The sequence below is a fragment of the Pandoraea communis genome (assembly GCF_902459745.1).
In the GTDB taxonomy this organism is placed as follows: domain Bacteria; phylum Pseudomonadota; class Gammaproteobacteria; order Burkholderiales; family Burkholderiaceae; genus Pandoraea; species Pandoraea communis.
In genome coordinates this window covers 661,052-685,002 of record NZ_CABPSJ010000003.1, presented here as the reverse complement: position 1 = coordinate 685,002, position 23,951 = coordinate 661,052, and the positions used below count along the sequence as shown (strand labels likewise).

Annotated in this window: 19 protein-coding genes and 1 pseudogene; 7 read left to right on the top strand and 13 right to left on the bottom strand. The window is 62.7% G+C overall.

Annotated features, from left to right (window positions below; genetic code table 11):
• Positions 1–82 precede the first annotated feature (82 nt).
• The 5 genes and pseudogenes from PCO31110_RS26270 to PCO31110_RS13940 form a co-directional block, all read right to left on the bottom strand.
• Positions 83–319 (bottom strand): TOBE-like domain-containing protein, encoded by a 237-nt coding sequence (locus PCO31110_RS26270; protein ID WP_370855830.1) that lies wholly within the window; start codon positions 317–319, stop codon positions 83–85.
• 104 nt (positions 320–423) lie between these two features.
• Positions 424–1,159 (bottom strand): annotated as a pseudogene (locus PCO31110_RS13955) (sulfate/molybdate ABC transporter ATP-binding protein); the annotation flags it as partial.
• 27 nt (positions 1,160–1,186) lie between these two features.
• Positions 1,187–2,092 carry a sulfate ABC transporter permease subunit CysW gene (gene cysW / locus PCO31110_RS13950; RefSeq protein WP_150690675.1) on the bottom strand — a complete coding sequence of 302 codons (906 nt, stop codon included), beginning with the start codon at positions 2,090–2,092 and terminating at the stop codon, positions 1,187–1,189.
• 30 nt (positions 2,093–2,122) lie between these two features.
• Positions 2,123–2,986 (bottom strand): sulfate ABC transporter permease subunit CysT, encoded by an 864-nt coding sequence (gene cysT / locus PCO31110_RS13945; RefSeq protein ID WP_150690674.1) that lies wholly within the window; start codon positions 2,984–2,986, stop codon positions 2,123–2,125.
• 24 nt (positions 2,987–3,010) lie between these two features.
• A complete protein-coding gene (locus PCO31110_RS13940; RefSeq protein ID WP_010803788.1) occupies positions 3,011–4,042 on the bottom strand; it encodes a sulfate ABC transporter substrate-binding protein in 1,032 nt (343 codons plus the stop codon).
• 437 nt (positions 4,043–4,479) lie between these two features.
• On the opposite strand from PCO31110_RS13940, the gene lexA reads away from it, so the two are divergent.
• Together lexA and PCO31110_RS13930 are read left to right on the top strand one after the other, a co-directional pair.
• Positions 4,480–5,133, top strand: coding sequence for a transcriptional repressor LexA (gene lexA, locus PCO31110_RS13935; RefSeq protein WP_010803787.1), 654 nt, complete (start codon positions 4,480–4,482; stop codon positions 5,131–5,133).
• 168 nt (positions 5,134–5,301) lie between these two features.
• The gene (locus tag PCO31110_RS13930) at positions 5,302–5,721 is read left to right on the top strand and encodes a hypothetical protein (RefSeq protein WP_010803786.1); all 420 of its coding nucleotides are present in this window, start codon (positions 5,302–5,304) and stop codon (positions 5,719–5,721) included.
• Positions 5,722–5,731: 10 nt separating this feature from the next.
• On the opposite strand, the gene PCO31110_RS13925 is transcribed toward PCO31110_RS13930, so the two are convergent.
• Together PCO31110_RS13925 and typA are read right to left on the bottom strand one after the other, a co-directional pair.
• Positions 5,732–6,874, bottom strand: coding sequence for an enoyl-CoA hydratase/isomerase family protein (locus PCO31110_RS13925; RefSeq protein ID WP_150690673.1), 1,143 nt, complete (start codon positions 6,872–6,874; stop codon positions 5,732–5,734).
• A gap of 208 nt (positions 6,875–7,082) precedes the next feature.
• On the bottom strand, positions 7,083–8,906 hold the full coding sequence (typA, locus tag PCO31110_RS13920; protein WP_010803784.1) for a translational GTPase TypA: 1,824 nt from the start codon (positions 8,904–8,906) through the stop codon (positions 7,083–7,085).
• Positions 8,907–9,203: 297 nt separating this feature from the next.
• On the opposite strand from typA, the gene PCO31110_RS13915 reads away from it, so the two are divergent.
• The 5 genes from PCO31110_RS13915 to PCO31110_RS13895 all read left to right on the top strand — a co-directional run bounded on the left by PCO31110_RS13915 (position 9,204) and on the right by PCO31110_RS13895 (position 15,058).
• The gene (locus PCO31110_RS13915) at positions 9,204–9,713 is read left to right on the top strand and encodes a MarR family winged helix-turn-helix transcriptional regulator (protein ID WP_010803783.1); all 510 of its coding nucleotides are present in this window, start codon (positions 9,204–9,206) and stop codon (positions 9,711–9,713) included.
• Positions 9,714–9,833: 120 nt separating this feature from the next.
• Complete coding sequence (locus PCO31110_RS13910) at positions 9,834–11,351, top strand: efflux transporter outer membrane subunit (RefSeq protein ID WP_150690672.1); 1,518 nt, start codon at positions 9,834–9,836, stop codon at positions 11,349–11,351.
• A gap of 77 nt (positions 11,352–11,428) precedes the next feature.
• The gene (locus tag PCO31110_RS13905) at positions 11,429–12,664 is read left to right on the top strand and encodes an HlyD family secretion protein (RefSeq protein WP_150690671.1); all 1,236 of its coding nucleotides are present in this window, start codon (positions 11,429–11,431) and stop codon (positions 12,662–12,664) included.
• A 37-nt stretch (positions 12,665–12,701) separates the two neighbouring features.
• Positions 12,702–14,252, top strand: a complete 1,551-nt coding sequence (locus PCO31110_RS13900) for a DHA2 family efflux MFS transporter permease subunit (RefSeq protein WP_010803780.1) — start codon at positions 12,702–12,704, stop codon at positions 14,250–14,252.
• 311 nt (positions 14,253–14,563) lie between these two features.
• Positions 14,564–15,058, top strand: coding sequence for an acyl-CoA thioesterase (locus tag PCO31110_RS13895; protein WP_010803779.1), 495 nt, complete (start codon positions 14,564–14,566; stop codon positions 15,056–15,058).
• 68 nt (positions 15,059–15,126) lie between these two features.
• On the opposite strand, the gene truB is transcribed toward PCO31110_RS13895, so the two are convergent.
• The 6 genes from truB to PCO31110_RS13865 all read right to left on the bottom strand — a co-directional run bounded on the left by truB (position 15,127) and on the right by PCO31110_RS13865 (position 23,888).
• Complete coding sequence (truB, locus tag PCO31110_RS13890; protein ID WP_150690670.1) at positions 15,127–16,113, bottom strand: tRNA pseudouridine(55) synthase TruB; 987 nt, start codon at positions 16,111–16,113, stop codon at positions 15,127–15,129.
• A 128-nt stretch (positions 16,114–16,241) separates the two neighbouring features.
• Positions 16,242–16,658, bottom strand: a complete 417-nt coding sequence (gene rbfA, locus PCO31110_RS13885) for a 30S ribosome-binding factor RbfA (RefSeq protein WP_010803777.1) — start codon at positions 16,656–16,658, stop codon at positions 16,242–16,244.
• Between the two features lie 83 nt (positions 16,659–16,741).
• Entirely contained in the window at positions 16,742–19,714 is a 2,973-nt protein-coding gene (gene infB / locus PCO31110_RS13880; RefSeq protein ID WP_150690669.1) for a translation initiation factor IF-2, read from the bottom strand.
• An 80-nt stretch (positions 19,715–19,794) separates the two neighbouring features.
• Entirely contained in the window at positions 19,795–21,270 is a 1,476-nt protein-coding gene (gene nusA / locus PCO31110_RS13875) for a transcription termination factor NusA (protein ID WP_010803775.1), read from the bottom strand.
• Entirely contained in the window at positions 21,267–21,725 is a 459-nt protein-coding gene (gene rimP / locus PCO31110_RS13870) for a ribosome maturation factor RimP (RefSeq protein ID WP_010803774.1), read from the bottom strand. The genes nusA and rimP overlap by 4 nt, the downstream gene beginning before the upstream one ends.
• 423 nt (positions 21,726–22,148) lie before the next feature.
• Positions 22,149–23,888, bottom strand: a complete 1,740-nt coding sequence (locus PCO31110_RS13865) for a pseudouridine synthase (protein WP_246189851.1) — start codon at positions 23,886–23,888, stop codon at positions 22,149–22,151.
• Positions 23,889–23,951: the final 63 nt, after the last annotated feature.

Genomic DNA, 23,951 nt, shown 5'->3' with positions numbered 1-23,951 from the left:
AAAACGTCAACGATGTGTACCCAATGGCTTCAACTTGTTGTGGTCTGTCGTTCGATGCTGTCATGCGACACCGCCGTGCGGCTCACGCGTGTGCGGAGAACACCCGCAACTGACGCGGCACTGCCCGCAGCGGGGCGCCAGCATCGGCGCCGAGCGCCTGCCAGCCCGAGCGCGTGAGTTCCGCCTCCCATACCGCATCGCCCGGTGCGGCGAGTTCCACGCGCACGGTGCCGCCCAGCGGAATCGCGCGGCGCACGGCCACGTTAATACCCGGGCCACCATCGTGCGCCGGCAGCAGCGCGAGATCGTGCGGACGCACGTACGCAATCGCACGGCCATCCTGCGGCACAGCCGGCAAATCGTCTTTGTGCACCGTCACGCGATACGCGCCGGCGTCTGCAATGAAATCGTGCGTGCGCAGTTCCCCCGGCAACCGGTTCGCGGTGCCGAGAAACTCATAGACGAACGCGCTCTGCGGCGTGTCGTAGACGTCTTGCGGTGCGCCGATCTGCTCGACCTTACCGCGATTCATCAGCACGATGCGGTCGGCGACTTCGAGCGCCTCTTCCTGATCATGCGTGACGAAGATCGTCGTGATGTGCAGTTCGTCGTGCAGACGTCGCAGCCAGCTACGCAACTCCTTGCGCACCTTGGCGTCGAGCGCACCGAACGGCTCGTCGAGCAGCAGCACCTTCGGCTCGACGGCCAGCGCCCGCGCCAGTGCAATACGCTGGCGCTGTCCGCCCGAGAGTTCTGCCGGGTAATGGTCAGCCAGCCAGTCGAGCTGCACGAGACCGAGCAATTCGTGCACCTTGTTGCGAATCTGCGCATCCGAAAGACGTTCGCGGCGCGACTTCACGCGCAGCCCGAACGCTACGTTCTCGAACACCGTCATGTGACGGAACAGCGCGTAATGCTGAAACACGAAGCCGACCTGACGCTCGCGCGTGCCAACCGAGGCGACATCCTCGCCGTTCAGAACGACGCGACCGGCGTCTGCAAACTCCAGCCCGGCAACGATGCGCAGCAATGTGGTCTTGCCGCAGCCGGACGGCCCGAGCAGCGCGACCAGCTCGCCCGTGGGGAATTCGAGACTTACTTCGTCGAGCGCCGCGAAATTGCCGAACCGCTTCGAAACCTGTTGTACCTGGATACTCATTGTCTTGCTCCTCGATGCGATGTCCGCTCAGGCCGCCACGGCATCTTCGCGACGCGCGGCCTTGTCCTGCGCCAGCTTGCGTTCGGCCCACAGCTTCAGGGCCAGCGTGGCGAGCGCGAGCAACGCGAGAATCGACGCTGCCGCAAATGCCCCCACCGTGTGGTAGTCGTTGTATTCAATTTCCACATGCAGCGGCAGCGTGTTCGTCTCGCCGCGAATATGGCCGGAGACGACCGACACCGCACCGAACTCGCCCATGGCGCGGGCATTACACAGAATCACGCCATACAGCAGCCCCCATTTGATCTTCGGCAGCGTCACGCGCATAAACACCTGCCAGCCGGTGGCGCCGAGCACACGAGCGGCTTCCTCTTCCTCACTGCCCTGTGCCTGCATGAGCGGGATCAATTCGCGCGCCACGAACGGGAACGTGACGAACACCGTCGCGAGCACCAGTCCGGGCAGCGCGAACACGATCTTCAGGTTGTGGGCGTCGAGAAAGTCCCAAATCGGCCCTTGACGGCCGAAGATCAGCAAGAACGTCATCCCGGCGATCACCGGCGAAACCGAAAACGGCAAATCGATGAGCGTGGTCAGCACGCTCTTGCCCTTGAAGTCGAAGCGCGCAATCGCCCACGACGCCGCCACACCGAACACCAGATTGAGCGGCACGGCGATGACGGCGATCAGCACCGTGAGGCGAATGGCCGAGAGCGCGTCGTCGTTCGTCAGGCCGTCCCAGTAAGCAGCGAATCCCTTGCCCAGGGCGGTAACGAATACCGACGCGAGCGGCAACACCAGAAACAAGGCGAAGAACAGCAGCGCGACGCCAATCAGCACGGCCTTGACGAGCGCGGGCTCGTCGGTCGGATCGGCGTTACGCGCCTTGGCCGCACGCGGCAAGGTGCGTGACAGTGCGAGTGAATCTGACATGGTCGAAACGTTCTCTCTCGTTTTCCTGAATCACACGCCGCTGGCGCGCCGGCCCGAATGACGGCGTTGCAGCCACCATTGCAGGGTATTGATAAGCAGCAGCAACACGAACGAGATCACCAGCATCACCACGGCCAGTGCCGCAGCGCCCGCATAGTCGAACTGTTCGAGCTTGGTCACGATCAGCAGCGACGTGATCTCCGAGACCATCGGGATGTTGCCGGCGATGAAGATGACCGAGCCGTACTCGCCCACGGCGCGCGCGAAGGCCAGCGCGAAGCCAGTCAGCAGCGCAGGCAGCACGGCCGGAAGAATCACGTGACGCAGCGTCTGCCAGCGTGTGGCGCCCAAGCACGCCGCCGCCTCTTCCTGCTCACGCTCGAACTCTTCGAGCACCGGCTGGAGCGTGCGCACCACAAACGGCAGTCCGATGAACGCCAGCGCCACGAAAATGCCCAGCGGCGTAAAGGCGATCTTGATGCCGAGCGGTTCGAACCAGCGTCCGATCCAGCCGTTCGGCGCGTAGATCGCCGCCAGCACGATGCCCGCCACGGACGTGGGCAAGGCGAATGGCAGGTCGATCAGCGCATCGACGAATCGCCGGCCTGGGAAGGTGTAACGCACCAGCACCCACGCCAGAATGAAACCGAATACGGCATTGAGGATGGCGGCCGCCAGCGAGATGCCGAACGTGAGGCGGTACGACGCCAGCACGCGCGGCGAACTCACAGCGGTGACGAAGCTCGTCCAGTCGAGCGAGCTTGCCTTGATGAAGACCATCAGCAACGGCACCAGCACCACAAGGCTCAGGTATGCGACGGTGTAGCCCATCGTCAGGCCAAAGCCCGGCAAGGCACTCGGCTTGCGCCAGAGGGGAAACAGTGCGGTACTCATGCGAGGGTCCCTTTCGTCGTAGCGTTACTTCTTGGTATAGATCTGGTCGAAGATGCCGCCGTCCGCAAAGTGCTTGGCCTGCGTCTTCGTCCAGCCGCCCAGATCGGCGTCGACAGTGTAGAGCTTGAGCTTCGGATATTGCGACGCGTATTTCTTCGCGATCTCCGGCGAGCGCGGACGATAGAAGTGCTTCGCGGCGATTTCCTGACCTTGCGGCGAATACAGCCATTGCAGATAGGCTTCGGCAGCCTTGCGGGTGCCATGCTTGTCGACGTTCTTGTCGACCACGGCCACCGGCGGCTCCGTCAGAATCGACGACGACGGCACCACGATGTCGAACTTGTCCGGACCGAGATCCTTCACCGAGAGCAGCGCTTCGTTTTCCCACGCGATCAGCACGTCGCCGATACCACGCTCCACGAAGGTCGTGGTGGCACCACGAGCGCCCGAGTCGAGCACGCCCACGTTCTTGTAGAGCGCTTTGACGAAATCCTGCGCCTTTTGCTCATTGCCGCCCGGTTGCTTGAGCGCGTAGAGCCATGCGGCAAGGTAGTTCCAGCGAGCGCCCGCCGACGTCTTCGGGTTCGGCGTCACGACGCTGATGCCCGGCTTGACGAGATCGCCCCAGTCCTTGATCCCCTTCGGATTGCCCTTGCGCACCAGCAACACGATCGTCGAGGTGTACGGCGTAGCGTTGTCAGGCAGACGCTTTTGCCAATCCTTGTTCACGAGGCCGGCCTGAGCCAGTTCGTCGATGTCGGCAGAGATGCCGAGCGTGACGACGTCGGCAGGTGCGCCATCGAGCACGGTACGGGCCTGCTTGCCCGAGCCGCCGTGCGAGGCCTTCACCGTCACCGTGTCGCCGGTGGTCTGCTTGTAATGGGCTTCGAAAGCCTTGTTGTAGTCGGCGTACAGCTCACGCGTCGGGTCATACGAGACATTGAGCAACGAAAGGCTCGCGGCCTGCGCCTGAATCGTCATGCCGGCGGCCAGTGCCAGGCCGCCCAGTGCCACCACCAGCTTTTTAGCTTTCCATCCCCGTGCTGCTTTGCTCATGACTTGCACTCCTTGTTTGCTTCTCGTGTGTAGGAGGCCAGTCTATGAGGGGCGCTAAATAATTAAAAATAATATTTTTTCGTTTGTTTATGCCGGAATAAGGATTGGCGAAATGATGCTGAAGGAAGACTTTGGTTACCCAACCGTATGTCGGCTCAGCCGCAGCGGCCTTCAGCGCGCTCGCTCCCTTGTCTCCTCAGGGGTTCGCATAAGTGACAGGCGGTGATGACCGATAGCGTCTGGCGGCCCCGTTGCAGCGGCGCACGTCAATCTACTGCGCGGCGCTTCCGATGCCCAGCGGCCCATGGCACTGGCGACGTGCGGCGCGAAGTCGGGGAGATGTGGCGGAAACTTCACGCACTACATGAAGTTTTCCCTTGCGTTTTTACAAACACTGTACAAAAATACAGCCACCTGTGCTTCCATACAGTGATGCCATGATCAAACTTACCGCCCGTCAACAGCAGGTCTACGAACTGGTCCGACAAGCGATCGAGCGCACCGGTTTTCCGCCGACACGCGCTGAAATCGCCGCCGAACTCGGCTTCTCTTCCGCCAATGCCGCGGAGGAGCACCTGCGGGCGCTAGCGCGCAAAGGAGTGATCGAATTGGCTGCGGGCCAATCGCGTGGCATCCGCCTCAAGCGTCTGGACGAAGCGGGCGGTGTACACCAGTTCACGTTGCCGCACATGGGCCTGATGCAGTTGTCGCTGCCCCTCGTCGGACGTGTGGCAGCGGGCAGCCCGATCCTTGCGCAGGAACACATTGAGCGCAACTTCCAGTGCGACCCGAACATGTTCGCGCGCCAGCCCGACTACTTGCTGAAGGTGCGCGGGATGTCGATGCGCGATGCAGGCATTCTCGATGGCGATCTGCTGGCCGTACAGAAGGCTGCCGATGCGCGCGAGGGCCAGATCGTCGTGGCACGCCTTGGCGACGACGTAACCGTCAAACGCTTTCACCGCGTGCCGGGCGGCGTCGAGCTGATCGCCGAGAACCCGGATTTCGAAAACATCAACGTCAATGAAGGTAGCGGCGACTTTGCGCTCGAGGGCATTGCGGTCGGCCTGATCCGCAACAACGATCTCTAAGCGCGACGCCGGGGACTGCGCGTTGTAGCGCAGCGCCCCACTCCCTGAAGATTTGCATTTCCGATTGCGCCGGGCTGGGTCCGGCGCCCGTGCCCTGCTGCGCCCGCAATTTGCGAAATACGCGGCAGGACGCGTCCCTCAGACCCACATTGGAAAAAGGATCGCATCATGGCTCGACTCTTTGGTTTGCTGCGTACGTCTTTCGGTCAATCGCGCGTGCGAGCCACTTCGCAAGCTCGGCTGTCAGCCGTGTACGGACTCTCGGCCCTGTCTGGCCCGTTCGCTTCCGCCCCCGCCATTGCCCGCTCCTACACGGTGCCCGCACGCGCACGCAGCACCGTCCTGCCCCGCACACTCGCGGCCGCCGTGGCGTCGGCAACGCGCCGCGCATGTCCGTCCGGAAAGGCCATCAAGGCATCGCGCAACGTGCGCGAACTTCAACATCGCGATGCGCAAGTGACACCAGCGGATCACGAAGTCCGTGTATATCGCGACGTATCGCACATCGTGATGGTGGGCAGCATCGCCGACATCTGCCGCAAACTCGATCAGGCGGTCGGCGAGCAGTTCTGCCTCGCTGCGGTATAAGCGCCCAGACTCACCCGCAACTGCGTCGCTCGACGGGCCCTGACTTGCCGAGTTGGCGTAGCGGATTGTCGGCGCCGAGGCGATCCCCGTCGAAGAAGCGCGCGACGTCTGCCGGTTTCACCGACTCAATGTCGGCATGCTGCCAACGCGGCGCGTGGTCCTTGTCGACAACCAATGCGCGAATGCCTTCGACACTCTCCGCGCCGGTACGGCCGTCGAGATTGAAGACGCTGCGCATCATCAGCCATTCCTCACGAAGTTCATCAGCCAGCGACAGCTTGCGTGCACGACGCACCTGCTCCAACGTGACGCAAACCATCAACGGCGAGCGCTTGCTGCGCAGAAGGTGTTCCGTCTCCTCTGCCCAGCCCGAATATTCACAGCGCGCTTCGCGCTTGAGCGCCCTCAGAATGGCCGGCATGTCCGGCAGCCCGAAGTGACTGTCGATCACATCGCGCAGCGGCGCGAGCTTACCTGGCGCCAGACCGGCCGGCGGCAGCGCTTCACGGGCGAACATGCGTGCCGCGTTGAGTACGGCGTCGCCATCTTGCCACTCGCCGTTTGCCAGCAATTCGCACAGCGCCGGCAATGAGGCCCGCGGAACAACCGCGTCGGCCAGACCGATTTCACAGGCGTCGACCGCGCCAAACACAATACCGGTCGTGCCAAGGTACTCGCCGAGATGCCCCGCGAGGTTAGCAAGGAAGCTCCCGCCGCCAACGTCCGGGAACAGACCGATGGCTGTCTCCGGCATCGCCATGCGCGTTGCCTCAGTGACGATTCGCAACGCTGCGCCCTGCGAAATCCCCATGCCGCCGCCCATCACCACGCCGTCCATCAGTGCAATATAGGGCTTCGGGTACGTGGCGATCGTGTAATTCAGCGTGTACTCGTCCGTGAAGAAATCCATGATGTCGGTGCGCCCTGCGCTCACGGCCTCGTGGAAATATCGAATGTCGCCGCCCGCACATAAGCCCTTCTCGCCTTCGCCTTGCAAAACAACGCCCAGCACCCTGGAATCGTCACGCCATGCGCCGAGTGCCGACGCCATCGCGCGAATCATGTCGTGCGAGAGCGCGTTGAGCGCCTTTGGGCGGGTCAGGGTAATGAAGCCGATGCGGCCGCGGATTTCGGTTCGAACAAATTCGGTCATGTCTGGCGAGTGCTTCAGCAATATCAACGGAACGGTCGCGCGCGCGACGCGACCTCTCGGGGGCTTTCGACAGCATGCAGGCACCGCGCGCCGCATGTCGAAAACCACAACGAAAAAAGCCGGTGCGAAGCACCGGCTTTCTTTCCAACAGACTGGCATCGAGGCGCAGCAGACGTTCATCCGCTACGCTGTGACGCCATCGCCGGCGTTACTTCTGCTCACGCGATGCGCGCTTACGCTCGTGTTCCACGAGGTAGCGCTTGCGCAGTCGAATCGTCTGCGGCGTGACTTCGACCAGTTCGTCGTCATCGATGAACTCGACAGCGTATTCGAGGCTCATCGCGATCGGCGGCACCAGACGCACGGCTTCGTCGGTACCCGACGCACGCACGTTCGTGAGTTGCTTGCCCTTGATCGGGTTGACCACGAGGTCGTTGTCACGGCTATGGATACCGATGATCATGCCTTCGTACAGCGCGTCGCCCGGCGACACGAACATACGGCCGCGATCTTGCAGCTTCCACAGCGCGTAGGCCACGGCGGCACCGTCGTCTTGCGAGATCAGCACGCCGTTGCGGCGCTCACCCAACGTACCATCCTTAAGCGGTGCGTAAGCGTCGAAAATGTGGCTCATCAGGCCCGTACCACGGGTCATCGACAGGAACTCGCCCTGGAAACCGATCAGGCCGCGAGCCGGAATGCGGTACTCGAGGCGCGTACGGCCACGACCATCCGACACCATGTCCAGCATTTCGCCCTTGCGGCGGCCGATTTCTTCCATGACCGCGCCCTGGTGCTCGTCTTCCAGGTCGATGGTCAGCATTTCGTACGGCTCGTGCTTCACGCCGTCGATTTCCTTGAGCACCACGCGCGGACGCGACACGGCCAGTTCATAGCCTTCGCGACGCATGTTCTCGATGAGAATCGTCAGGTGCAGCTCGCCACGGCCCGACACTTCGAAGACGGAGTCTTCCGCCGTGTCTTTCACGCGCAGCGCCACGTTGTGATTCAGTTCCTTGTGCAGACGATCGCGGATCTGACGGCTCGTCACGAACTTGCCTTCACGGCCGGCCAGCGGCGACGTGTTGACGCAGAAGTTCATGGTCAGCGTCGGCTCGTCCACCGTCAGCAACGGCAGGGCTTCCGGCGTGTCGACGTCGCAAATCGTTGCGCCGATACCCACGTCTTCAATGCCGTTGATCAGCACGATGTCGCCCGCTTCCGCACCTTCCGGCGACATCACGCGCTCCAGGCCCCGGAACGTCAGCACCTGATTGATCTTGCGCTTGAGCACTTCGCCCTCCGGGCCGAAGCGCATCACCACTTGCTGGCCCGGCTTGATGCGGCCACGCGTGATACGGCCGACACCGATACGGCCAACGAACGTCGAGTAGTCGAGCGAGCTGATCTGCAGTTGCAGCGGACCGTCGACATCCGCTTCGCGGACCGGCACGTGCTCGAGAATCGCCTCGAACAGCGGGCGCATGGTGCCTTCGCGCACATCGGAGTCGAGGCTGGCGAAACCGTTCAGCGCCGACGCGTAGACGATCGGGAAGTCGAGCTGCTCGTCGGTTGCGCCGAGCTTGTCCATCAGATCGAACGTCTGGTTGATCACCCAGTCCGGACGTGCGCCCGGACGGTCGATCTTGTTGACCACGACGATCGGCTTCAGACCGAGGGCAAGTGCCTTGCGGGTCACAAAGCGCGTTTGCGGCATCGGGCCTTCAACGGCGTCGACGAGCAACAGCACGCTGTCGACCATCGAAAGCACGCGTTCCACTTCACCGCCGAAGTCCGCGTGTCCCGGGGTATCGACGATGTTGATGTGCGTGCCTTCGTATTCGACGGCGCAGTTTTTGGCGAGGATCGTGATGCCGCGCTCTTTTTCGATGTCGTTCGAGTCCATCACGCGTTCAGCGACTTGCTGGTTTTCGCGGAAAGTGCCCGACTGGCGCAGCAACTGGTCGACGAGCGTGGTTTTGCCGTGGTCGACGTGCGCGATGATGGCGATATTACGGAGAGCGCGGGTCATGAAAGAGGTGCTCGAAAAAAGCCTTTGGAGAATCCGCGATTCTACCACTTGCGCATGTCTCGCGTCATGGCCTTTCTGCAATGCAACAACGGCGGACGACTTTCAGGCGCCGTCGTCATGAACCGCTTCCCCACGCTCCCCCATCTTCTCCCGCTAATTCTTGTCGCCACGCACCAATCCAACACAAAGCATCGACCCCTCCAGCAAAATAATTGCCTAGTCAACTATTGCATGGCCTTGAAATTTATTAAGCGGACGCTATAATCGTGACTAGTCAACTATTGCAGCAACACGAAAATGGCCGAACCGCCCGTCACCCCCTCCGCTACCGCGCCGACGCCGCAGCCGGGCGCGCCCCAGAGCGATCCTCCCCGCAACGCCTATGACATCGATGATTCCCTCGGGTATCTCGTTGCCCGGGTGCGTCAGTTGATTCTGGCCGAGTTGACGAAGGAAACGTCGCAGTACGGCCTGACGAGCACGCAGGCGACCATGCTTTACAAGGTCGCCACAGGCAAGAGCAAGACGGCGGCCGATCTGGCGCGTGACTACTGTATAGACGCGAGCGCGGTCACCCGCCTGCTCGACCGGCTTGAAGCACACGGACTGCTGATGCGTGAGCGCAGCAAGATGGATCGCCGCACGGTGAACCTGAGTGCGACCGAGGCCGGATACGCAATGGCCGATCGGATGCCCGACATTTTCGTGCGCGCCGCCGACCATCTGTTGCAAGGTTTTTCCGTGGAGGAAGTGGGTTTTCTGAAAAGCCTGTTGCGGCGAGTCATCGCCAACGGCGAGTCGGGGTGACGGTGAAAGCCGTTCCGATTTGCCTCCCAAAAAACATGACGAGTCCACTATTTCACGCCCTCGTCAATGCCCAATTCCCGATTATCGTCAGTACAAGACTTCACTCGTAAAGGTTTTGCGATGAAAGCGGCCTCACCGTTCCTCCCGCGTCTGCGGGCCCGCTCAGCGATTTCCGCCCTCTGTCTCGCGGCTGTCACACTGGGCTTCGCGGGTTGTGCGAATTTCGCCGGCATCCACAGCGACAAGCAGATCAGCACGCCCGATCAGTATCAAACTCAGCGCAGCCTACCCTCCGAGGGTGGCCAATGGCCGGGTACCGACTGGGCGCAGCGCTTTGGCGATCCGCAACTCGTCTCTCTGATCGACGAAGCCCTCGCGGGCAACCCCGATCTGGCCATGGCGGCCGCCCGGTTGAAGGCAGCGCAAGCGCAGACCGAAGGGGCCGCCGCAGCGTTGCTGCCATCGGTCGGCTTCTCGGGCGACATCAACCGCTCGAAATTCACCGAAAACACGATCTACCCGGCAGGCTTCGGCGGTGCATGGTTCACGCAGGGCGATCTGACCGCTTCGTTGTCGTGGGAACTCGATCTGTGGGGCAAGAACCGTTCGGCACGTGCGCAAGCCACGTCGGCCGAGCGGGCCGAAGAAGCCGAAGATCAGGAAGTGCGGCTCGCGCTGGCCACGGCCGTCGCGCGCTCGTACAACCAGCTCGCGCAGCAATACGCACTGCACGACGTTCTCGATCGCGTGAGCAAACAACGCCAGAACCTCGGCAAGCTCACAGCAGATCGCGTTCGTGCTGGTCTCGATACGCAGGTCGAGCAGAAGCAGGCTGACAGCAACACCGCCGACATTCAGACGCAAATCGCCCAACTCGACGGCCAGATCCTGCTTACGCGCCATCAACTCGGCCTGTTGCTCGGCAAGGGGCCGGATCGCGGTCTGGAAATTGCACCGCCCAAACTGGCCCAGTTGCCTACGCCCGCTCTACCCGACAACCTGCCGCTCGCACTGCTCGGCCGTCGCCCCGACATCGTCTCGGCACGCTGGGGGGTGGAAGCGCAGCTCAAGGGCGTGGACGTCGCGAAGGCACGTTTCTATCCGGACGTGAACCTCAACGCCGCGTTCGGCTTCTCCACCTTCGGGCTGGGCAAGCTGATCGATCCGAGCAGCCAGAGCATTCAGGCCGGTCCCGTGATTTCGCTGCCGATATTCGACGGCGGCCGTTTGCGCGCGAACCTGAAGGGCCAGTACGCCGCGTATGAAAGTGCAGTGGCGAACTACGACTCGACGCTTAACAGAGCGCTTGGCGACATCGCCGATCGCATGTCGTCGATCCGCTCTGCCGACAAGCAGATGGTGTCGCAGCGCGTGGCGCAGGACGCCGCACAACGCGCCTACGACCTGGCCATCGATCGTTACAAGGCCGGTCTCACGCCGCAGTTGACCGTACTCACAGCCGAGTCGTCACTGCTTGCGCAGGAACAGGCACGCGTGAATATCGACAGCGCACGGCGCGACCAGCAGATTGGCCTGATCAAGGCATTGGGCGGTGGTTTCGATGCTCAGGCATCGGGCCTCGTCGTGGGTCAGGAACGCCCGGCAGATGCCCAAGGCGATGCCGCACAGACGCACTGACCGGCAGGTAGCTACACGTCGCGCAAGACAGAACAGACAACGTCAAAGCACATTAAGAGATTAGTACGGAGCAAATGATGAGCGAGAACCAACAACAAGCACCTGCTCAGCCGGCCCAGGGCAATGGCAAGCGCCGCCGCATGATGCTGACGCTGACGGCCGTGATTGCCATTGCAGCCATCGGCTACGGTGCCTACTACGCGCTGTATGCGCGCTATTACGAAGATACCGACGATGCGTATGTCGCGGGCAACGTGGTGCAGATCACGCCGCAGGTGGCCGGCACCGTGACCGGCGTGAAGGTCGACGACACGCAGATGGTCAAGGCTGGTCAGCCGCTGGTCACGCTGGACCAGACCGACGCTCGCGTGGCGTTGCTGAAGTCCGAAGCGAATCTGGCGCAGACCGTGCGTCAGGTACGCACCTATTTCGTGAACAACGACGCCTATGCCGCCACCGTGGCAATGCGCGAATCGGAACTGGCCAAGGCACAGGCCGACGTGAAGCGTCGTGAAATGGCAATTGCAACGGGCGCCGTGTCGCGCGAAGAACTGGCCCACGCCCAGGACGCCGTGAAGTCGGCACAAGCCGGGCTCGAACAGGCGCGTGCACAGTTGGTGTCGAACAAGGCGCTCACCGACAAGACCTCGGTGACCACGCATCCGAACGTGCAGCAGGCCGCAGCCCAGGTGCGCGCCGCGTATCTCGACTACGCCCGCACGTCGATCCCCGCCCCGGTCGACGGCTACGTGGCCAAGCGCTCGGTGCAGGTTGGCCAGCGCGTGGCGACGGGTGCCCCGCTCATGGCGCTGGTGCCGCTCAACCAAGTCTGGGTCGACGCCAACTTCAAGGAAGTGCAGATCGCGCACATGCGCGTGGGGCAGCCGGTGACGCTCACGGCCGACGTGTACGGTTCGTCGGTCGAGTACAAGGGCACCGTCGCGGGCTTCTCCGCAGGCACGGGTAGCGCCTTCTCGTTGCTGCCGGCGCAGAACGCCACGGGTAACTGGATCAAGGTCGTGCAACGTCTGCCGGTGCGTATCGCGCTCGATGCGAAGCAGTTGCAACAGCATCCGCTGCGCGTCGGTCTGTCGATGCAGGTCAAGGTCAACGTGCGTAACACGGACGGCAAGGAGCTGGGTGAAGCGCCCGCGCTGCCGGTGTATTCGACCGACGTGTACGACAAGGTCGGCCACGACGCCGACGACATCGTCGCCAAGATCATTACCGAAAACGCGGGTGCCGGAGCTGCCGCTGGCAGCGGTGGCGCCAACGACACGCGCAATCAGCCGGCTCGCGCACGTCCCCTGTAAAGCGGAGGGGGGTGCCCCCCACCCCCTTTGATATCTCATGGCAAATCAACACGCTCCTGGCCCCCTGTCGGGGGGCCAGTTGGTACTCGGCACCATCGCGTTGTCGCTCGCCACGTTCATGAACGTGCTCGACACATCGATTGCCAACGTATCGATTCCCGCCATTTCCGGCGACCTGGGTGTCTCATCGAGCCAGGGCACATGGGTGATTACGTCGTTTGCCGTCGCCAACGCCATTTCGGTGCCGCTCACGGGCTGGCTCACCGAACGGTTCGGCGCGGTGCGACTGTTCATCACATCGATCCTGCTGTTCGTGCTGGCCTCGTGGCTGTGCGGCATGGCGCCCACGCTCGAGATCCTGCTCGCGGCCCGTGTGTTGCAAGGCGCCGTGGCCGGGCCGATGATCCCGCTCTCGCAATCGCTGCTGCTCTCGAGCTATCCCCCCGCAAAGAGTTCGATGGCGCTGGCGTTATGGGGCATGACAACGCTGGTCGCACCGGTGATGGGCCCGATTCTCGGCGGCTGGATCTCCGATAACTACCGTTGGCCGTGGATCTTCTACATCAACATTCCGGTCGGCATTGCCGCCGCGTATGTCACGTGGCTGATTTACGCCAAGCGCGAAACGCCCACGCAGCGCAAACCGATCGATACGGTCGGGTTGGCCTTGCTGGTGTTGTGGGTCGGCTCGTTGCAAGTGATGCTAGACAAAGGCAAGGAACTCGACTGGTTCAATTCGTCGACCATTGTCGTGCTTGCGCTCGTGGCACTGGTGTCGTTCTGCTTCTTCGTCATCTGGGAGATTACCGAGAAGCATCCGGTGGTCGATCTGACGCTCTTCAAGCGGGTCAACTTCACCGGCGGCGTGGTGGCCATCTCGGTGGGCTACGGCCTGTTCTTCGGCAATCTCGTGATCCTGCCGCAGTGGTTGCAGATCTACCTCGGCTATACGGCCACGGAGGCGGGTCTGGTGATGGCGCCGGTGGGTCTGTTCGCCATCATCTTGTCGCCGGTCATCGGCAAGACGCTGCCAAGGCTCGATGCCCGCTGGGTCGTGACAGTCTCGTTCCTGTTGTTTGCACTGGTGTTCCTGATGCGCTCGCACTTCAACACGCTTGTCGATACGCGCACGCTGATGATCCCGACGTTCCTGCAGGGCGTACCGATGTCGATGTTCTTCATCCCGCTCACGGCCATCATTTTGTCGGGGTTGCCGGCGCACCGCATTCCGGCAGCGGCGGGGCTGTCCAACTTCGTGCGGATTACCTGCGGCGCGGTGGGCACGTCGATTGCGACGACCATGTGGGACAACCGGATCACGCTGCACCATGCACAGTTGACCGAGCATCTGACGCCATACGACTCAACGTTTAATGACTCGGTGCAAAGCCTCAACCAGCTCGGCATGACGACGCCACAGGCTAACGGTTATATCGACCGGCTGGTCACACAGCAGTCGGCCATGCTCGGCGCCAACGACATTTTCTGGATCTCGGCACTGCTGTTCGTGCTGATGATCGCGATGGTGTGGATTACGCGCCCGATGAAGGGCGGTGGCGGCACAGACGCCGCGGCCGGCGCCCACTGAAGCCAAGCCAAGACTTCCCCCCGAGTGCCCGGCCCTGCTCTGTATTGCTGGGCACTTCTTGAACCCCGCTGATGTTTAGCGGGGTTTTTTTATCGGCCACGGCAGGCGCTTGCACCCTTGGCATACTCTCGGCATTGGCAAACGGCCGTCATACCGGCCAAACCACCGTGAATCGACGTGAATGGCTACCTGCTCGAGGTGCCGGCATACCTTGCGCAATCGCAGTATCATGGCGCTTTTCCCATCTCACAGCCCCAAAACCGGACGGTGGCCGGGAAAGAAAGAACCTTCAGCCCGCAAGCACAAACATCATGAATACCCCGCAGAATCAAAGCGAACGCTCCGAAATCACTTTCCGCTTTCTGGCCGAGCCGGCCGCTGTCAATTTCGGTGGCAAGGTGCACGGGGGCTCCCTCATGAAGTGGATCGACGAAGTGGCGTACGCATGCGCAGCCACGTGGTCGGGCCGCTATTGCGTGACGGTCAGCGTCGGCAACATCCGCTTCCGCCGTCCGATTCTGGTGGGTAATCTCGTGGAACTGCGCGCACGTATCGTGGCGACGGGGCGCACCAGCATGCACATCCATGTGTCGGTGCACGCGGGCGACCCCAAGTGGGGCGAGCTGCGTCAGACGACCGACTGCCTGATGGTGTTTGTCGCCGTCGACGAAAGCAATCACCCGGTCGGTGTGCCGTCCTTCGAGCCAAAGACGGAGGAGCAAAAGGCGTTGGCGAAGTACGCGATGGACGTCAAGGCAGCGCTGGACGCCATCGTCGAACTCAAACCCGAAAACGTCTCGAACTGAGAACGACGAACCGTCAGCGGTGAGCGTGACGGCAATGCGCGCAAACGCACCGTCGTCAGCACAACCGCTTACTGTGTTTTCAAAAGGCGCTGCGGTGTGAGCAACGCCTCGCCATCCAGCCGCGCGACCCCCAGCAAACGACCGGCGGCGTCGCCAACGGCTTCGGCGTAGACCTTCACTTCGATGTCATGGTGTGCAGCGGCGCACGCGCGCAAGGGCTGAGGACAGCGGGTCTCGTCCAGACGCAGCCGTTGCCCATGAGCGAAGCGCTTCGCGAGCGCTTCGTCGAGCCAGACTGTCGGCAGCGTCTTCAGGAGCGCATCGACCGGCGCCAGCTTCTCAACGCGCTGCGCGTGATCGATCGCCGCCAGATCGTCGAGCGTGACGGCCCCTTCCAGCGTGAGCGGGCCAACCGCCGTGCGTCGCAGCGCGCGCAAATGCGCCCCACAGCCCAGCGCTTCGCCGATGTCTTCTGCCAGCGTGCGCACATAAGTGCCTTTGCTGCATGTCACGCGGAAGGTGAACTCGGCAGCGTCGGGTAACGAGCACGCCGTCATTTCCAGCAGATGGATCGTGACGTCGCGCGCTTCACGCTCAAGGGTCTGCCCAGCACGCGCATATTCATACAACGGTTTTCCATCGCGCTTGAGCGCCGAGTACATCGGCGGCACTTGGGAGATGGACCCGGTGAAGCGCGGCAGCACCGCGCGAATCGCCGCTTCATCCACCGTCACGGGACGTGTCAGCAGCACCTCCCCTTCGGCGTCGCCCGTCGTCGTGGTCTCGCCCAGACGCACACGTGCCTCGTATGTCTTGTCGGCTTCGAGCAAATCCTGCGAGAACTTCGTCGCCTCGCCGAAGCACAGCGGCAACAAACCGGTCGCCAGGGGGTCGAGCGTGCCCGTATGCCCCGCCTTCAACGCCTGCAACAGGCGCTTGGCCTTGATCAGCGCGTCGTTGGACGAGAGGCCCAGCGGCTTGTCCAGCAGCAGCACGCCATCGAGGGCGAAACGGGGGAGTTTTTGGCGGGGTGCCTGCGAACGCGGGTCCGTCATGATGCGGGGATTGCTTGAGAGATTCTTGTCGGAATCGACCCCTGGCACTCTTCACGAATGCGCAGGCATCGCTAAATCACCGGGCTCGCTATCAGCCAGCCCGGCAGGCTGCGTCGTCAATCGACAGCTTACTTGCCGTCGTCTTCCTTGTCGCTGTCTTGCACGCCGCCTTCACCCGCTTCTTCTTTCGCGCGCGTAGCGTTGGCGGTATCGATCAGTCGCGACATTTCGATGGCGCGCTCGATCGACTGATCGAAGTGGAAGTGCAGCGTCGGCACCGTATGGATGTGCAAGCGCTTGAACAGCAGATTGCGCAGATAACCGGCCGCCTCGTTGAGCGCCTCACCGGTCGCCTTCGGATCGCCGGTCAGCGTCGTGTAATACACCTTCGCATGCGCATAGTCCGGCGTTACTTCCACGCTTTGCAGCGTGACCAGACCAATACGCGGGTCCTTCACTTCGCGTTGAATCAACTCCGACAGATCGCGCTGGATCTGGTCGTTGATACGAAGATTCCGACCCGGAACGCCACGTTTCTTTGCCATAACATACTCGCTAATAATGCAATGGCCCACGCCACCGGTTTCCCGGCTTGGTGGGCCATTCCACATCCGTTGTGCAAATCGCGTTACAGCGAGCGCGCAACTTCCGTGATTTCGAACGCTTCCAGTTGGTCGCCTTCCGTGATGTCGTTGAAGTTCTTCACCGACAGACCGCACTCGAAGCCGGACTTGACTTCCTTCACGTCATCCTTGAAGCGCTTGAGCGAATCCAGCTCGCCCGTGAAGATGACCACGTTGTCGCGCAGCACACGCACGTGCGACGAACGCTTGACGAAGCCGTCGAGCACCATACAGCCGGCGACCTTCCCGATCTTCGGCACGCTGAACGTCTGGCGCACGTCGATGAGACCCGTGATCACTTCCTTCTTCTCCGGCGCCAGCATGCCCGACATCGCCGCCTTCACCTCATCCACTGCGTCATAGATGATGTTGTAGTAACGAATGTCGATACCGTTCGACTCGGCCAACTTGCGTGCCAGTGCATCCGCACGCGTATTGAAGCCGATGATGACCGCCTTCGAAGCCGTTGCCAGGTTGACGTCGCTTTCGCTGATGCCCCCCACCGCTGCGTGCACGATCTGCACGCGCACTTCCGGCGTCGAGAGCTTGTTGAGCGATTGCGCCAGCGCTTCCTGCGAACCCTGCACGTCGGCCTTGATGATCAACGGCAGCGTCTTCACTTCGCCTTCGGTCATCTGCTCCAGCAGGTTCTCGAGCTTCGCGGCCTGTTGCTTGGCCAGCTTCACGTCGCGGAACTTGCCTTGACGGAACAGTGCGATTTCGCGTGCCTTGCGTTCGTCCTGAACCACCAGCACTTCTTCACCGGCCCCCGGCACTTCCGACAGGCCCTGAATTTCCACAGGGATCGACGGACCAGCTTCCTTCGCGCTCTTGCCGGTTTCATCCAGCATGGCGCGCACACGGCCGTAAGCCTGACCGGCCAGCACCATGTCGCCGCGATTGAGCGTACCCGACTGCACCAGAATCGTTGCCACCGGGCCCTTACCCTTGTCCAGCTTCGCTTCGATCACGATACCCTTGGCCGGCGCATCCACCGGCGCCTTCAGCTCCAGCACTTCGGCCTGCAACAGCACGTTCTCGAGCAGGTCGTCGATACCCGCCCCCGTCTTGGCGGACACCGGCACGAACGGCGAATCGCCACCGTACTCTTCCGGCACCACACCCTCGGCCACCAGCTCCTGCTTCACGCGGTCCGGGTTGGCTTCCGGTTTATCAATCTTGTTGATCGCCACCACGATCGGCACACCGGCCGACTTCGCGTGAGCGATTGCTTCCTTCGTCTGCGGCATCACACCGTCGTCCGCTGCGACTACCAGAATCACGATGTCCGTTGCCTGAGCGCCACGAGCACGCATGGCCGTAAAGGCCTCGTGACCCGGCGTATCGAGGAACGTCACCGTGCCGCGCGGCGTGTCGACGTGATACGCACCGATGTGCTGCGTAATACCGCCGGCTTCGCCCGCCGCCACCTTGGCGCGACGGATGTAGTCCAGCAGCGAGGTCTTGCCGTGGTCGACGTGACCCATCACGGTCACCACCGGCGGACGCGGGAGCGATTCGACTTCCTTCGCTTCGTTGCCCAGTTCCAGCAGCGTTTCCGGATCGTCCAGCTTCGCAGCGATCGCACGGTGGCCAAGCTCCTCCACCACGATCATTGCCGTTTCCTGATCCAGCACCTGATTGATGGTCACCATCTGACCCATCTTCATCATCAGCTTGATGACTTCTGCGGCCTTGACCGACATCTTGTGTGCGAGATCGGCAACGCTGATGGTTTCCGGCACATGGACGTCACGCACCACCGGCTCGGTCGGCGCCTGGAATGCCTGACCATCCTGCGAATGACGGTCGCCGCGACGGCCGCCACGGCCACCGCCGCGCCAACCATCCGAACCGCCGCTCGCGTCGCCACGCGTCTTCATGCCGCCACGTTTGTTGCGGTTATCGGCATCCTTCTGCCAGGCGCCGGCCTTCTTGTCCTTCTTATCAGCTGCACCAGCCGTCGCCGACGCGGGGGCTGCGGCCGGCTTCTTGTCTGCCGGCTTGGCGCTCGCGGCACCTTCCGGCTTGGCCGGCTTGTGCAGCGTACCCTTCGCTTCGGCCTTCGGCGCGGCAGCGGCAGCGGCAGCAGGTGCCGGCTCCGGTGCCTTCAGCACGCGACGCGGTGCATTCATCATTTCGCGAATCGCACGCGCTTCGGCTTCCGCCGCAGCACGACGCTTGCGAATGGCTTCCTCTTCGGCACGCGCCTTGTCAGCAGCCGCGCTCGCCTTTTCGGCGGCCGCGCGGGCTTCCTCGCTGGCCTTGCGGGCCTGCTCGCGCTCGACGTCAGCCTTGGCCGCGGCCGCCTTCTCGGCCTGCTCGGCCTTTTCAGCCTTCTCGGCGTCTGCCTTGGTGGCAGCTTCGGCGTCAACGCTCGGCACCTTTTCGGCTTCCACGCCGGCCTTGGCTTCGGCTTTCGCCTTCTGCTCTTCGGCTGCCTTGGCTGCTGCCGCTGCGCGCTCCGCTTCCTCTCGCGCACGGCGCTCGGCAGCTTCCTTCTCTTCGCGCTCGCGACGCTCGGCCTCTTCGCGCTCCAGTTGTTCCTGTCGACGCTTCAGTTCGGCAGCTTCCGCCGCCAGACGCTCCGCTTCGCGGCGTGCGTCTTCCTCACGCTGACGAAGCGCTTCGTCTTCGGCGGCAGCGGCCGCCGCGTTATCCGCGCCTTCCGCAACCTCGTCACGCTTGACGAAGGTGCGCTTTTTGCGCACTTCGACTTGAATCGTGCGCGCCTTGCCGGTCGCGTCGGCTTGCTTGATTTCCGAGGTCTGGCGACGCGTCAGAGTAATCTTCTTTTTGTCGCCGTCACCCGCGCCGTGGGACCGGCGCAGGTGTTCCAACAGACGGGCCTTGTCGGCTTCCGTCAGCGAATCGTCGGCGCTGAGTTTGTCCACGCCGGCGGCTTTGAGTTGCTCCAGCAACACGCCGGCCGGCATTTTCAGTTCTGCAGCAAATTGGGCTACGTTGATGCTCGCCATTCAAACCTCTTCAAGCAAGGCCAGGCGCCTTGCGGTTAACTTCAAAGTTCACTGTTCCATATGCATGCCGGGGCAGGTCATCATTGGAACCAGTGCTCTCGCGCTTTCATGATCAGTGCCTTCGCAGCTTCTTCGTCGACGCCGGTCATCTCGGTCAGTTCGTCGACAGCCAGCTCGGCCAGATCATCGCGCGTCTGAATTTCATGCTCGGCCAGCTTGGCCAGCAACTCGGGCGTCATGCCATCGAGGCTCTTGAGGTCGAGTGCAACACCTTCGACCTTTTCCTCGGTGGCAATCGCCTGCGTCAGCAGTGCGTCGCGTGAACGATTGCGCAGCTCGTGCACCGTGTCCTCGTCGAATGCTTCGATTTCGAGCATTTCGTTAAGGGGCACGTAGGCGATCTCTTCCAGACTCGAGAAACCTTCCTCGATCAGGATGTCCGCCACTTCTTCATCCACATCGAGACGCTGCATGAACAACGTACGCAGCGTGCCGCGTTCTTCGTTCTGCTTCTCTGCCGATTCATCCGGCGTCATGATGTTGATTTGCCAGCCGGTCAGTTCCGACGCGAGACGCACGTTCTGACCGCTGCGACCAATCGCCACGGCCAGTTCGTTCTCGTCGACGACGACATCCATGCTGTGCTTTTCTTCGTCCACGACGATCGACTGCACCGCCGCCGGCGCGAGGGCGCCGATCACGAATTGCGCCGGGTCTTCCGACCACAGCACGATATCGACGTTCTCACCGCCCAGTTCGTTACGCACGGCCTGCACACGCGTGCCGCGAATGCCCACGCAAGTGCCAATCGGATCGATGCGCTTGTCGTAAGCCACCACGGCGATCTTGGCGCGTACGCCCGGATCACGAGCGGCCGACTTGATCTCCAGCAGACCTTGCTCGATTTCCGGCACTTCCATGCCGAACAGCTCGATCAGGAATTCCGGCGCCGTGCGCGAGAGTTCGATTTGCGGGCCGCGCGCCGTGCGGTCGACCTTCACGATGTAAGCGCGAACGCGGTCACCGATACGGAGGTTTTCTTTCGGAATCAGTTGATCGCGACGCAGCAGCGCTTCGACACGGCCCGACTCGACGATCAGGTTGCCCTTGTCGAGACGCTTGACCGTACCGGTCATGATCTTTTCGCCGCGCTCGAGGAAGTCCGACAGGATCTGCTCACGCTCGGCATCGCGAATGCGCTGCAGAATGACCTGCTTGGCCGCCTGCGCACCGATACGACCGAACTCCAGCGATTCCACCGGTTCTTCGATGAACTCGTCGATTTCGATCGACGGGTTTTCTTCTTTGGCTTCGAACAGCAAGATCTGCTTGTCCGGCTCTTGCAGACCGGCTTCGTCCGGCACGACCAGCCAACGGCGGAAGCTCTCGTGCTCGCCCGACTCGCGGTCGATGTGCACGCGAATGTCGACGTCTTCGGTGTAGCGCTTCTTGGTGGCCGAAGCCAATGCTGCTTCAAGCGCGCCGAACACGACATCCTTGTCGACGTTCTTTTCGCGCGCGAGCGCATCGACCAACAGCAATACTTCGCGACTCATCGTTTGCGACTCCTAAAATCAATCTGCGGCACAAGGCGCGCACGGTCAATATCCGCGAGGGTGAAATCGAGCAGCGCCGGGCCGCCCTTGCCTTCGAACTCCAGGCTCAAGTTTTCGCCTTGCGGTGCCTGCAAGATGCCGCGGAACTGCTTGCGGCCTTCGAGCGGCACACGCAACGTAAGACTTACTTCCGCACCGGCAAAACGCTCGAAGTCACGCAGCTTGCGCAGCGGACGATCCAGCCCCGGCGACGATATTTCGAGTCGGTCGTAGTTGACGTTCTCGACCATCAGGACATGCGAGAGCTGACGGCTCACCGTCTCGCAGTCATCGATCGTGATGCCTTCCGGCTTGTCGATGTAGACGCGCAGCAAACCGCCGCCGGCGCGCTCAAGATCGACCAGCTCGTAACCCAGGCCTTCGACCGTGGTCTCGATCAGTTCTGGCAATTGCAACTTTGCTCACCCTAGAAAAACTCGCGCGCATTAGCAGCGCCCGACATGTCTGCGCGCCCCGCATGGGACGTCGCACGATACCTGCCTCGACTGTCCGGGCCGGCGTACCTGTGTTGGCACACCCACTCCCCGACGCGGCGGCATCGGCCGCGCGTAAAACGCTCGCGGCAAAAAAAAATGGGCGAAACGCCCATTTCTTACAGCCTCATTGCGCATGAGGTGCGCGCCGCAACAGATCGCGCGGCACGCAAACCAGCTTATTCATTGATTTTATATGGTTTTGGGCCGATTTGCAACGCTTGGTGCCCCCAAAGCCCGCCTGACGGGCATCAATGCAACGTTGCTGCGCTGCAAAATGGGGGCGGCCAATCGCTCGCCACCCCATTCTTCGCCGGCCGTCCACATCGTGACGTTCGGGCAGCCTCAACGCGAACGGTTACCGCCGCGATTGCCTCGGTTGCCTTGGTTGCCACCACCGCTGTTACCGCCGCCACCGCCGCCCGTCCGGTTGCCGCCACGGCTACGATTGCCATTAGCATTGCCATTACCGTTACCGTTACCGCTGCGCGACTGGCCGCCGAAACCACCGCCGCCCGTCGAGCCGCCACCGCCGAAGCGTCGCCCTTCACCGCGCGGCGAAGGCGTCTGTCCCGGATAGCCGCCGCTCGGGCCAACGAATGCCGTCAGCGGATTGGCGCGGGGACGGCGCGACTGCCCCGGCTCGCGACTGAAAACCCCCAGAGCGGTCTGCATCGGGTCCGGCTGACGACGCGACTCCTTCGGTGCGCCAGCCTTGCCGCCGCGAGCGCCCTTTGGCTTCTCGTCCGGGCTCAGGCCCGGCATCTTCATGCCGACAGCCGAAAACAGCGAGCGAACCTGTGCGTCATCCAGTTCTTCGTAACGACCGCGCTTGAGACCGCGCGGGAGCGTCAACGGGCCGTAGCGCGTACGGATCAAACGACTCACCATCAGCCCCGCCGCGTCGAACATACGGCGCACTTCGCGGTTCCGGCCTTCGGCCAGCGCCACGTGATACCAGTGATTCGAGCCTTCGCCGCCCCCATCCTTCAGACGCAGGAAGTTGGCCTCGCCGTCATCCAGCTTGATGCCGTGCAGCAGTTGCTGGCGCGAGGCTTCGCTCAGTTGCCCCACGGTACGCACGGCGTATTCACGCTCGATTTCGTAACGCGGATGCATGAATCGGTTCGCCAGATCGCCGGACGTCGTGAGAATCAGCAGACCTTCCGTGTTGAAGTCCAGACGGCCGACGGCGAGCCACTTGGCCGTCTTCATCGGCGGCAGGCGGTCGAACACCGACGCGCGCCCCTCCGGATCGGCATGGCTGACGATTTCGCCCGCTGGTTTGTGATACAGCAGCACGCGCGGCGGCTTGCTCGTGATGCGACGCTTGACGAGCTTGCCGTTGATGCGAACCAGGTCGGTGGGCAGAATGCGTTGACCGATGTGGGCCGGCTCTGCATTGACGGACACACGCCCGGCGAGAATCAGCTCTTCCATCTCGCGACGCGAGCCCATGCCGGCTTCGGCAAGCACCTTGTGCAGCTTCGGTGCCTCGTCATCCGGCGACAGCACACGGCGATCTGCCGGACGGCGGCCACGCTTGGCGGCTGCCTTGGCGTCGCCATCGGACTCCTCACTGTCGAAGCCCCCCGACGTGACGAACGAAAACAGATCGTCGTCGCCGCCCTTGCCACCGGCGTTGCCTCGGGCGCCACCAGCGCCGGGCGCCCCCTTGCGGCCACGCCCCTTGGCCCCTTGCGGTGCCTTGCCGGCCGGCGCAGCGACGTTGCCAGCACCGCCACCGGCCTGCGCCGGCTGCGACGCCTGTGAGGCACCGTCACGCTTGCCGCCGCGCGGCTTGCGTGCGCCATTGCGAGGAGGACGCCCCTGAGCAGCCGACGGCGCACCGTCAGCGCCCGCTGCGGGCCTCTGCGGTGCGTCGTCAAGTGGTGCGCCTTGCGCGGCGTCCGGCGCGGACTCACCCGCACCGCCGTCCTCGCCTTCGCGCTTGGCTTGCTGAGCCGCACGACGGCGGGCAATCAGACTGCGCGGACCACGGCGCAAACCGCGGCGCGATGTCTTGTCGTCGCCGCCCTCGCCTTCCGGCGCGCGTGCTTCGGCACCGGCATCGCGTGCGTGCAGGTCCTGGGATTCTTCGTTTTGTTTCAACACAACCTCATTGGAAAACGGGATCGTCGTGGGCAG